The organism is Pseudidiomarina sediminum DSM 21906 (assembly GCF_000423165.1).
GTDB classification, from domain to species: Bacteria; Pseudomonadota; Gammaproteobacteria; order Enterobacterales; family Alteromonadaceae; genus Pseudidiomarina; species Pseudidiomarina sediminum.
This window is the reverse complement of the sequence record NZ_AUHL01000009.1, coordinates 43499-54692: the sequence shown is the minus strand read 5'-3', so window position 1 is coordinate 54692 and position 11194 is coordinate 43499. Positions and strand designations below refer to the sequence as shown.

The 11194-nt window shown below is 50.0% G+C and carries 10 protein-coding genes, 1 tRNA gene and 1 rRNA gene; 8 read left to right on the top strand and 4 right to left on the bottom strand.

Features of this window, described 5'->3' with window-relative positions; translation table 11 throughout:
- Positions 1 to 47 precede the first annotated feature (47 nt).
- A 5S ribosomal RNA gene (rrf, locus tag G535_RS0104990) occupies positions 48 to 162 on the top strand.
- A gap of 250 nt (positions 163 to 412) precedes the next feature.
- On the opposite strand, the gene G535_RS0104985 is transcribed toward rrf, so the two are convergent.
- Positions 413 to 3847 (bottom strand): translocation/assembly module TamB domain-containing protein, encoded by a 3435-nt coding sequence (locus tag G535_RS0104985; protein ID WP_026861059.1) that lies wholly within the window; start codon positions 3845 to 3847, stop codon positions 413 to 415.
- A complete protein-coding gene (locus G535_RS0104980) occupies positions 3844 to 5622 on the bottom strand; it encodes an autotransporter assembly complex protein TamA (RefSeq protein ID WP_034727703.1) in 1779 nt (592 codons plus the stop codon). Before G535_RS0104980 ends, G535_RS0104985 begins: the two co-directional genes overlap by 4 nt.
- Before the next feature lie 149 nt (positions 5623 to 5771).
- Between G535_RS0104980 and G535_RS0104975 the strand changes: the two genes are divergently transcribed.
- From G535_RS0104975 to rimI, 3 genes are all read left to right on the top strand, one after another.
- Positions 5772 to 5848, top strand: a tRNA-Trp gene (locus G535_RS0104975).
- A 37-nt stretch (positions 5849 to 5885) separates the two neighbouring features.
- Positions 5886 to 6275, top strand: coding sequence for a hypothetical protein (locus G535_RS0104970; RefSeq protein WP_026861057.1), 390 nt, complete (start codon positions 5886 to 5888; stop codon positions 6273 to 6275).
- Positions 6259 to 6705, top strand: coding sequence for a ribosomal protein S18-alanine N-acetyltransferase (gene rimI, locus G535_RS0104965; RefSeq protein ID WP_026861056.1), 447 nt, complete (start codon positions 6259 to 6261; stop codon positions 6703 to 6705). Before G535_RS0104970 ends, rimI begins: the two co-directional genes overlap by 17 nt.
- Here the strand turns inward: rimI and G535_RS0104960 are convergent.
- The gene (locus G535_RS0104960) at positions 6702 to 7013 is read right to left on the bottom strand and encodes an ArsR/SmtB family transcription factor (RefSeq protein ID WP_026861055.1); all 312 of its coding nucleotides are present in this window, start codon (positions 7011 to 7013) and stop codon (positions 6702 to 6704) included. The genes rimI and G535_RS0104960 overlap by 4 nt on opposite strands.
- Positions 7014 to 7025: 12 nt before the next feature.
- Positions 7026 to 7238, bottom strand: coding sequence for a YgaP family membrane protein (locus G535_RS0104955; RefSeq protein WP_026861054.1), 213 nt, complete (start codon positions 7236 to 7238; stop codon positions 7026 to 7028).
- A gap of 66 nt (positions 7239 to 7304) precedes the next feature.
- Between G535_RS0104955 and G535_RS0104950 the strand changes: the two genes are divergently transcribed.
- Genes G535_RS0104950 through G535_RS0104935 form a run of 4 tightly spaced genes read left to right on the top strand, consistent with a single transcriptional unit; the run spans position 7305 to position 11190 of the window.
- Entirely contained in the window at positions 7305 to 7826 is a 522-nt protein-coding gene (locus G535_RS0104950) for a cytidine deaminase (protein ID WP_338053350.1), read from the top strand.
- A 3-nt stretch (positions 7827 to 7829) separates the two neighbouring features.
- Entirely contained in the window at positions 7830 to 8609 is a 780-nt protein-coding gene (gene deoC / locus G535_RS0104945) for a deoxyribose-phosphate aldolase (protein WP_026861052.1), read from the top strand.
- Positions 8609 to 9949 (top strand): thymidine phosphorylase, encoded by a 1341-nt coding sequence (deoA, locus tag G535_RS0104940; RefSeq protein ID WP_026861051.1) that lies wholly within the window; start codon positions 8609 to 8611, stop codon positions 9947 to 9949. The genes deoC and deoA overlap by 1 nt, the downstream gene beginning before the upstream one ends.
- 14 nt (positions 9950 to 9963) lie before the next feature.
- Entirely contained in the window at positions 9964 to 11190 is a 1227-nt protein-coding gene (locus tag G535_RS0104935; protein WP_026861050.1) for a phosphopentomutase, read from the top strand.
- Positions 11191 to 11194 lie beyond the last annotated feature (4 nt).

Sequence of the window (11194 nt, the reverse complement as noted above, 5' to 3'; positions counted from 1 at the left end):
CGCAGCGTTCAAAATTGTTCCGGACAATTTTGTGTGAAAAGTTTATGCCTGGCGGCAATAGCGAAGTGGAACCACCTGACCCATTCCGAACTCAGTAGTGAAACGCTTCAGCGCCGATGGTAGTGTGGGGCTTCCCCATGTGAGAGTAGGACACCGCCAGGCTTCAAATAAAAACATCCCTCGTACGAAAGTACGGGGGATTTTTTGTTTTGGGTGTTGTGCTACCCGAACATGGGCATGTGACAAAATTGCCGGGAGCAATTTTGACCGCTGCGTGCAGCGGCCCGAAGGGCGTAGGGCAGGAGGCCCGGAGTAATGTAGGGCACCGCCAGGCTTCAAATAAGAAAAAGCCCTCAGCTAACGCTGGGGGCTTTTTTTGTGTTTGGCTGCTGATACTAGCAACGAATAGCAACTACCGCTCAAAGGTATAAAACATATCTCCACCTTGGGCCTTGGTGCTGGTCATTGTCTCGATTAACAAGCGTTCAGTTAATTGATAGCGAATCATAAACGTATTTGTACTTTCTAATAGACCAATACCATACTTCACGTAAAGCTTAGGTGAGAGGTACTTTCCGATATAAAAAGACGTCTCTCTGGTCGTGGGATCAGAACTTAGACTCACTTCATCAATACCTAAGCTGTCTTGTAACGATTCGCCGATAGCATTAGTTCCGCGTGCTCCCAACATAAGTAGCGCTTGCAGTTGAAGATCTTCTGAATTGGTCGATGATGCAGACTGCATACTTCTACCCAGCAAGAGATAGGATAATATTTCTGAATCAGGCATCGCTGGACTAGCGAACAGCCTAAAATCTGGCTCGGTGAGTGTTCCAGCAACTTGCGCGCCGACGGAAACTTGAGAGCCGGCACTTGGATCTGTGATGGAGCGTTTCACTTGCAAGCTAAGCCCTGGGTTACCTACGTCACCACCGTTATAGATAAATGCGCCGCGTTCTATATTTAATGTTTGCCCATATAGGGTATAGGAACCATCGTAAACGCTAATGCTTCCAATCGCTGTTACGGGTCGGGTAGGTCGCTCCAGTAGTTCTAAACTGCCACGCAATTTTCCTTCAAACCCATAGGCGTTCACACTAACGTTTTCACCAAGATTCACGCGTATCGCCGCGTTGACCTTAAAGCTTCCTAAGTTCTCGTCTTTTGTAACCACGGGCTCCCCTTGCTCGGTTATGGTCACATCTGCTGAACGTGTCACAGCATTTTCGAACTCAGGGGCATTTATAGAGGCGTAAGGAACACCAACGGTGCCAGCAATATCAATCAGCTTATCCTTAACGAAAATTCGGATATCTGGGCTGATATCTACAGTCATGGTTGGCATTTGCATCGCCCGGAAGTTGGTGCCTTGGATCGCGAGGTAGGCTTCTTGTTCGAGGGGCAGGGCTAAGCCCTCAATGAACAGGGTTCCGTTCTCGCCGGAACGAGCTTGGCCTTCGAGCTGTAATTCACCCTCGGTATTGGGATCATCAATTAATGCTAGGCGCACGTCATTAAAGACCAGGTTGGTTTGTGCAAAACCAACGGTTTTCGCGTAGACCTCCATATCGCCTTCTAATGAAGGCGCGGCAAGAGTTCCTGTCACGCGAAGTGATGCGGTAGCCTTGCCATCTTCGTAGCGCACACCGGGTAACACCCAATCCATCATCGTCAAATCATCAAGCGTGAAGAGCAATGAACCGTTAATTGCTTGCGCACCATAGAGATCTTGGAGTGTTAGATCGCCAATAATACCGCCTTGTGCATCGTCGAGCATGCCATCTAAGGTTGCGGTGAGTTGCTCGCTATTACCTTGCGCATTGATTTCCCAATAATCGAGCTTGGTACTTGTTTCTTGGTCAAGCGCGAAAAATACCGTAGAGTCACTACTAACCTTTCCCGCTATGGTTTTTATTTTTTGCGTTTGCGTATCAACGACCACGCTAGCGTCTAGCGCTAACCGTCCGGCAATGCGTTCAGCGACGTCTTGCTCACGTAAGCGGTTGAGGAGAGCCAAGGCGAGGTCCTGTCCGTCTACGTTAAGGGTTGTGGTTGCAGGGCTTGCCGTCGCTTCTGCGCACAAACGTCCGATACGCCCCGTACTATCCGTCATACAAAGTGGATTGATGGTTAAACGCCATTCATCGTCCTGATGTTGCCAGATAAAATCACTTGGCTGCGTTGTTTTGAGTTGACCGAATGATTCGGTAGCAACGTCTAATGATTCAACTGTGAGCGCCAAGTCAGAAAAGTTATTTTTTGCGTTGAAGGTGTAAGCTAAGTCAATTTGATCGATTTCATGCAACGCTGCGGGAGCGCCGGGGATCTGTGTTGGGTTTTCAACAAACAGCCGACCTTCAATATGGCTGTCTTTTGCGGTGGTGCCGTGTGCAGTAAAGGTTGTGCCGGCAAAACTGACAATGAACTCATTAATTTGTAAGGCGTTCTGTTCAAACCTAATGCTGCCTGACGCCTGTGCTGAGGTTGGCTCGCCGGCGAGAGTTAAATTGGCATTCGCGTCAGTTAGGGTGAGATTTACCGCTAACTCGGGTTGCCACTGCACGGTTGCCGTCGCAGCGGCGTTAAGTTCATTACTGTTGAGTGTCAGCGTATCTAAGGTTAACTGGTTGAGGTCACCTTGGCCTTGTAAGTTCATTTGAAGACGTTCTAAAGCAAGCAAGTTCTCTTGTTGATGGCTAAGCATTGCATTGCTTGCGACGCTAAACTGATAGTCATTGGGTTTTCCATCGAGTTGTAACTCAAGGGTTTGGAGTAAAAGCTCAGGGGCAGCGAGAGGCAGTACTATATTGTCAGCCCGGACGCCAAGTTTAAAATCATGTTCTGCAAGCCCTGGGGCGAAATTCGCATGTTTCCACACGCCGGTCACGCTGAGCTCGCCGGCCGTCGCGCTGATGGCGTCGAGCACAAGATTATCGATCAGGAGTTGTTCTGAGTCAGCGGTTAACTCTCCCGACACTTGGGCGTTTGAGGTAATAAGCGGTGTTAACTGAGGTTGTAAGTTATCAATTAAACCAACAAAAGGGCTCAAGGGGAGTGCGTTGAGGCTTAGTTTTGCATTCCATTGCGGCGCTGTGAGGAGGTTACTTAGGTTCGCCGTAATATGCTGAGTAGGCGTATCCGTTGCTTGCAGAATACCATCTACGTTGAGCTCACTAGCTATCGCCCCAGTAATTTCAAGCTCTCCGTCGAGGGTGTCGATACTCACTCCTGCATACGGGTAGTGAAGTTGGTACGCTGTTTTAATTTGTAATGGGTAATCCTTTTCAGTCGTTATGTTAATGTCGCCATTAAGTTTGAGCTCTCCTTGATTGTAGTTGGTCACCAGGTGTAATTGTGAGAGTTGTAATCGGTTGCCATTCCATTTGACTTGAGTTTGGAGGCTTGCTTGAGCATCTTCCGCAATGGGCAGTTGTTGCTGATAGCTTAGCTCATCGATGTTCACGGCGATGGGTAATGAGAATTCAGGTAAGTTCACCGGTGTGCTCGAGGTGGCGGCTTCTTGGGTACTAACCACAGTTACATTACCGATATGTAATTGGTTAACTTGCACAAGGTTATCGAGCAGTGCGAAGGGCTGCCAGTTGAGAGTTACGGCGCTGACTGAGATCGTACTACTGTCGTTTGAAAACTCGATGCCTTCAAGCGTCAGCTCATCGAGTAGGCGCCCTTCGATGCTAGCGTAGTTTAGGTTGGTCTCTGTGTACGCGAGCAAGGTATCGATGAGCCACTCCGAACCTTTAGTTGTACTAATTAGCCCATAAGCAAGCACCGGAACAATAATGAAGAGTCCGACAACGATGGTTGCTAAGGTCTTTATCCACTTCATAAATCGGGTCCTATGGTTAGGTGCAGACGCCACGGGCGATTAGGTTCATCGATCGCTTGTGCGACATCAAGGCGGACGGGGCCTATCGGGGAAAGCCAGCGCACGCCAACACCGATACTTTGTCGCCAGGCCATGGACCATTCCATGCCGCTGTTGCCATAATCACTAAAAACCGCAACGCGCCAATCGGGTGCGACGAGGTAGTCAAATTCAACACTAGTTACGCCAAGGTAGCGGCCGCCGATGATGACGCCATCCTCATTCTCAGGACCTAACTGTTGATACGCATAGCCACGAACGCTGTGATCACCGCCTGCGAAAAAGCGCAGACTCGGCGGAATAGCATCGAAATTAGAGGTGCGCATAACGCCAAACTCACCGCGGGCCAGTACGCGCCAACGCTCCGTTAGACTATGGACTGCTTTCCCACCAACGCTGACCGCGACAAAACTTGCGTCTGAGCCCGCGCTATTACTTGCCCCCTGAAGCTTAACGCTGAATCGAAGGCCGTTATCGATGAGGTTACGATTGTCACTATCTTGATCATTCTTGACCCAGCTGAACTCCGCACTTGGAACGAGAAACGTCGAACTTTCACGAGGGTTATCGCCAAATCGAAAGTCTTCACGTAGATAAGCGAGTTGATAAGTGCGTTGCCAATCATCGTAATAACGTGTGTCGCGAAATCCCGCTTTATATAGGGTAGAGTCGAGCGATTCGTAACTGCGGTCTTTGATTTCGCCAGTAATGCTGTATTGATCCCGAGCCGGGTTCGTACCGGGAATAATATAGTCAATAAAACCGGTGTTTTGCACTTCAGACAAGCGCATCAGGGTACTTAAACGGTGCCCGCGATCATTTATCCAGCGGCGATCAAAGGCTAGCGTTAAGCGAGCACGAGTGTCTGTGCCGTATCCTGGCCCGATTTGATAGAAATCGCGTTGGTTGGGGGTGAGGCGCACGGAAACGGGGACTTCTCCAGCAGTTGCTTCGTCCCATAAAGGGGCTACTTCGACATTCTCAAAATAGTCACTCGAGACTAGGGCGACCTGTAAATCGAGGAGTTCGCGGGTGTGGAAAGGCTCCCCTTGTGAGAATTGAAAATAGCGCTGTAAGAAGTCGTCGCTTAAATGGTTGCAACAAATGCTAACGTCGCCAAAAGCGTAACGCTCACCGCTATCGAGACTTAACTGAATGGCGGCGGTGGCGGTGCTGAGCTCCACGGTCACATCTTGCTGGGTGAAGGTCGCGTCGTAATAGCCGCGCTCTGCAGCAAGGCTACGTAGTTGCGATTTCACTTTCTCATAATTAGCATGGATGAAGGGCTGGCCTTCTTTTAAGGTAAACTTTCGGCGTAAGCGCTGATATTCAGGGTCTTCTGCCATCTCACCCGTGATGTTGATAGCGACCAAGGCCAGCTGGGTTTGTTGACCAACATCAACCTTGTAGTTGACGTAGGTTACATCTTGCTCGCGCACAATTTCGTGTGATACCTGCGTATGGTAGTAGCCGAACGGTTCAAGCGCTTGCTTGATTGAGGTATCGCCACGGCGCGCTAAATAACGCAACCGAAAGCTCGCTGGTGCGGTTTGACCCGCGTAGTCGAGTAACTCAAGGTAGCTTCGCACATTGTTGGATAGCACTTCATCGTCAACACCAGCGATGTTGATCTCTAGAGTCGTTTGCGTTTTTTCGAGCTGTTGCGCAAACGTTGGTGCAGTGCAAATCACGCAGCCCAACAAAAGCACCCACCCAATCCACCAATCGCGCGTCATCCTGTCACCTTGTGGCTAAGTCAGTAGTCTATAAGGAGTATATCAAACCCCCCAGCGGAAATCGGTGAAAAAACCTGCAAGTAAACGTAAATCGCGATAAAAGACTTGCCAGACCTCATGCGGCCAGTATAATTCGGGTTCTACGTTGCAGGGGTGTAGTTCCAATTGGTAGAACAGCGGTCTCCAAAACCGACGGTTGGGGGTTCGAATCCCTCCACCCCTGCCACTTTCTTCTAGGTGTTATATTCGTTAAGCTAACCCCTATGAAATCTCCAGATACTTCAGATCATCAAACGCTTTGGAATGCCTCGCAATGTGAAGCGCTAGCGGCATTACAACTTACCTATTGGCAAACGCGTCAAAACCAGCAATCCGAAACGCCGGTCGCCGCTACTGAGTGTTATTTTTATAAACTTGGTGCTTGGCTATTGGAGTTAGAAGAGCGTCTGCCTGTCGCTGTGCCATTATGGTTAAGTGATCTGTTCTTCGCTTGTACCGAAGACCATGCAGCGAAGCCCGCAGAAGTCTCTGCCTCAGCTGCTGATAACTGGGCGCCAGAACAGCGTCTAAAGCTGGCTCTCGTCCAACCATCCGCTGCGCAAAAGCGCGCCTTGTGGAAGCAGTTGAGCGGTGCGCATGCTGAGCGTCGTTGATACCTACTCAGATGCGTTGTTTGCAATTGAAACCGCAAGCCATGCGTTTCCGTGGAGTGAAACCACGCTAAGGAACTGCTTACAGCAGGCTGGTTACCAAGTCGTGGGTTATTATCAGCAACATGAGTTGCAAGGTTTTTATGTGGCGTCGCAGGTTTGTGACGAGATCACGCTTATGGACATTGCTGTCCATCCATCGTTTCAAGGCCAAGGAATTGGTCGTCAGCTTTTAGCGCATCTGCTCGCGCAGGCAACGCAGTCAAAAGCAACTGTTTTTCTTGAGGTGCGGGTAAGCAATACTGCTGCTATTAAGCTGTATGTGAAGCTTGGTTTCCAACAGGTTGGACGGCGTCCTAACTATTATCCTTGTGGTGATAAACGTGAAGACGCGCTGGTTATGGTCTGGCGCGACGATACATCGCCGTCTTAAAGTTCAGGACAGAATTTAGCTTTCAGCAACTGCATGAATTTTAGTGTGTCTTGATCTTGAATCGAGTAATAAATCGTTTGCGCTTCTTTGCGAAATTTCACTAGCCCCTGTTGACGCAATACTGCAAGGTGTTGCGAGAAAGCCGAGGGGCTGAGTGGGAAATGTTGATTGAGTTCGCCGACACTCTGCTCACCACCTGCGAGGTGACATAAAATCTGCAAACGGTGCTCATTTGCAATAGAACGAAGGAAGGCCGCAGCAAATTGCGCTTCTTCTTGTTGCATTTCTTCGATAGTCGGCGTTGTCATTCAAGTATCCTGTTATTCTTGCGCGAGTTCACGCTCTGTTTTTAGACCAAACATCTTACGCATGGCAATGCTTGCGGGGCAGAAACCTGTAAAAGACTGCTGGAATAAGTTAACCCCTACAAAGACCGTTAGCCAGACAAAGTTCGGGTGCACCCATACGGTTAATGCGACCGACAATACTACCATAAAACCTGCAAAAGCTGTTAGTGCACGTTCAACGCTCATAGAAACCTCTTTGTGTTAGTTGTTGCTAATTTAGGATTAATTGAAATATAGTCGCTTTGAGCGTACTTGTCTATTCTTTCATCGTTCTCTCGACACTTCTGTGACTTGGATCAAACACTTGAAAGGAGTAAGCTGGTCTCCCATAAGATAGGGTATGACACCACAATGAACATGCAGACTGAACAGCTTAAAACATTACGTGACGCGGCATTTCGCGCCAGTCAAAATGCGTATGTACCTTATAGTAAGTTCGCGGTTGGTGCTGCGCTACTCATGCGCAACGGCAACGTTATCACCGGCTGCAATGTTGAGAATGTTTCGTATGGCTTGGCAAATTGTGCCGAGCGAACAGCTGTATTTCGTGCGATTGCTGAGGGCTATAACGGCGCGGATATTGTCGCAGTAGTTGTCTACACGCCAGGGCAAAAGGCGTACGCGCCGTGTGGCGCTTGCCGGCAAGTGCTCGCCGAGTTCCTGCAGCCGGAAACCCTTATCACCTCAACTTCTGAACAAGCGTCGCAACAATGGCGCCTCACTGACTTATTACCTGATGCCTTTCATTTTGATGTATCAGCTTATCGGGAATGAACTATGACAACCCATCGAATTGAACAAGCAACATTAGCTCTGCAGCTGATGGATTTAACCTCGCTAAATCAAGCTGATACGCCAGCAACGATCACTAAGCTCTGTGCTAGTGCAAACGTCGCTGACGTGTTTCCTGCGGCCGTTTGCGTTCACCCTGAACTCGTGGTTTGGGCGAAACATGAATTGCAGCGTCTCGGGTTGCTGCAAGTGAAGGTTGCAACGGTAACCAACTTCCCTGGTGGTTATGAAGATGTCGCTCGTGCCGTAGCGGAGACGGAGCGGGCCGTCGCTGTAGGTGCGGATGAGGTCGACGTTGTCTTCCCTTATCAGGCATTTTTAGCCGGTAATACAACGCTTGCACGAGATCTCATTGTGGCGTGCAAAAGTGCCTGTGGTGAGCGTGCGCTATTGAAAGTTATTCTCGAAACAGGCGTGTTAACGTCACCTGAAGCGATTCGTTCTGCTAGCGAGTTGGCGATTGCTGCGGGGGCTGATTTTATTAAGACCTCAACCGGAAAAGTTGAGGTGAATGCAACGTTATCGGCAGCGCGAATTATGCTCGAAGCGATTCAAAAGAGCGGTGGTCGCTGTGGATTTAAAGCCGCTGGAGGCGTGCGTACTTTGGATGACGCAATAGCTTACCTTGAACTGGCACGTGATATTTTGGGCGATGCCTTTTTGCAACCTCAGTCGTTTCGGTTTGGTGCCAGCGGGTTGTTAGGCAATCTCAAAAAGGAGCTGGAGGGAGTTACGCTAGCAGCAGATCAAGGAGCTGATTACTAATGTATTTACCGCAAGAAATTATTCGGCACAAGCGTGACGGGGCAGCGTTAAGTCGCGCGGAGATAGAGTTTTTTGTCGCTGGCTTAACCTCGGGAAGTATTTCTGAGAGTCAAATTTCAGCTTTAGCAATGGCGATTTATTTTCAGGGAATGACGATGCCTGAGCGCGTTGCGCTAACCGAAGCCATGCGTGATTCGGGGCAGGTGCTACAGTGGCACGACTTGGCCCTTGATGGACCCGTACTGGATAAGCATTCGACCGGTGGTGTCGGTGATGTCGTTAGCCTTATGCTTGGTCCCATCGTTGCCGCCTGTGGTGGTTATGTCCCGATGATCTCCGGGCGTGGCCTGGGACACACTGGCGGTACCTTAGACAAAATGGACGCGATTCCGAACTATCAAACGCTGCCGAGTGATACCCAGTTTCGACAGGTGGTTAAGGACGTCGGTGTTGCCATCATTGGTCAAACCGGAAGTTTAGCACCCGCCGACAAGCGTTTTTATGCGACGCGTGATATCACCGCAACGGTTGAATCAGTGCCCTTGATTACCGCTTCAATTTTATCGAAAAAGCTTGCTGCGGGCCTTGATGGACTAGTGTTGGACGTCAAATGCGGCAACGGCGCAATTATGTCGGACTTGACGCGTGCGGAAGAGTTAGCGGCAAGTCTAGTGAGTGTCGCGCGAGGTGCAGGTTTGCGCACGTCAGCCTTGATTACCGACATGAATCAAGTGTTGGCGCGCTCAGCAGGGAACGCGGTGGAAGTGCGTGAGGCCATTGCTTACCTCAAAGGTGACTATCGCTCTGCGAATTTGCATGAGATCACCGTGGCGTTGACTGCAGAAATGTTGGTGCAAGGCGGATTGGCTGCAAACCTCGTTGAAGCGCGACAGAAAGTTGAAACCGTGCTTGCGAATGGTAAAGCTGCTGAGAAGTTTGCCACTATGGTTGCCGCACTTGGTGGTCCATCCGACCTGTTGGAACGTACCGAAGCGCATCTACCATTAGCACCGGTGGCGCGTCCGGTATTTGCTACTGAAGAACAGTTAGCCGAAGGGGCGACGATTGCACAGATTGCAACGCGTCAGCTAGGGATCGCAGTGGTGGCACTTGGAGGTGGACGGCAACGCAGTGAAGACGTTTTAAATTACCAAGTCGGCTTGGATGCTATCGTGCAAGTTGGGGAGCAAGTGGATACTCAGACACCTTTGGCCATGGTGTATGCTGCTGATGAAGCTGCTTGGCAACAAGCAGCAGCAACTGTGCAGCAAGCATTTCACTTTTCTGCGGAGAAGGTTGCTAGGTTGCCGGCGATTTATCGTCGTATTTCTGATGCATAGATGAGGAATTAAAGATGGCGCGCGCAATCGTTTTAGTCTTGGATTCATTTGGTGTTGGCGCTGCTGAGGATGCGGCGAAGTTTGGTGACCAAGGTGCAGATACCTTTGGTCATATTGCCGAGCTTTGTGCTGCGGGGAAAGCGAATGAGGGGCGTGAAGGCCCACTCCATATTCCCAATTTAATGACGCTAGGCCTAGGAGAAGTGAGCCGCGGCGCTACCGGACGACTGCCGCCATCATTACCGACGGTTACCGCGATTCATGGACGCTACGGTTGGGCGCAAGAGTTGTCCTCCGGCAAAGACACTCCGTCGGGGCATTGGGAAATGGCCGGTGTACCAGTGCTTTTTGAATGGGGTTACTTCCTCAATAAAGAACAATCGTTTCCAGAAGAATTGCTAAATCGAATTATCGCTGCCGCAGAATTGCCTGGTGTGCTTGGTAATTGTCACGCTTCAGGCACGGAAATCATTGCGCGCTTAGGAGATCAGCACTGCGCCACTGGTCAGCCCATTGTCTATACCTCGGCAGACTCGGTGTTTCAGATCGCCTGCCATGAAGAAACCTTTGGTTTGCAGCGCTTGTACGAGCTTTGTCAATTGGTGCGCGAGTTATTGGAGCCCTACAACATCGGTCGTGTTATTGCGCGTCCTTTTGTTGGCAACGCGGACACGGGTTTTACGCGTACCGCAAATCGTAAAGACTATGCTGTGCCGCCACCGGCACCGACGGTGCTCGACAAGCTTAAAGCGAGTGGGGGCGAGGTTATCAGCATCGGTAAAATTGCAGATATCTTCGCTCATCAAGGCTTGACGCAAAGCTATAAGGCCGACGGTTTAGAGGCTTTGCTGGAGAAAACCTTAGCTGTGATGCGCCAAGCACCGCAACGTAGTCTCATTTTTACCAATCTTGTGGACTTTGACACGCTTTACGGGCACCGCCGTGATGTTTCTGGTTACGCGCGCGCGCTAGAAACCTTTGATCGGTTGTTGCCTCGGGTGTTGGAAGCGTTGGAGCAAGATGATGTGCTCTTTTTGTCTGCTGACCATGGTTGTGACCCAACGTGGCCCGGCACCGATCATACGCGTGAGTTTGTACCGGTGTTGATGTATGGCAAAAATTTGCCTGCCCATGAACTAGGTAAGCGTGAGAGCTTTGCTGATATAGGTCAAAGTATTGCTGATCTGTTTGGCTTAGAACCGATGAACTATGGTACATCTATGCTTCCTCCACGACTTTAATTTG